The sequence below is a fragment of the Bacillus sp. GbtcB10 genome, from assembly GCF_019091365.1.
Taxonomy (GTDB): Bacteria; Bacillota; Bacilli; order Bacillales; family Bacillaceae; genus Bacillus; species Bacillus altitudinis.
Map to the genome: position 1 here is coordinate 1 of NZ_JAGXJP010000422.1, position 233 is coordinate 233.

The window sequence follows — 233 nt, forward strand, 5'->3', positions numbered from 1 at the left end:
TACGTCCGTAAGTAATGCTTGCATAATGCCTGTTTTTTGTTTCATACCTTTTGAAAAGTTTCGTACAACGGAATGCCTTGCATGAAGTAAATGAAACCTTTCAAGAAGCAGCGGAATTTTATCTTTTACATATTTTGTTGATAAACCGTGAATGCGACCGAGATGATATAGATAATCTTCTAATGTAAAACGAATCCCTTCAGGAAAATGTTCAGGTACATAACCGATTTGTA

1 pseudogene is annotated in these 233 nt (G+C 34.8%); it reads right to left on the reverse strand.

Annotated features, from left to right (window positions below):
* Positions 1-233 (reverse strand): annotated as a pseudogene (locus tag KVT11_RS20705) (ABC transporter ATP-binding protein); the annotation flags it as partial.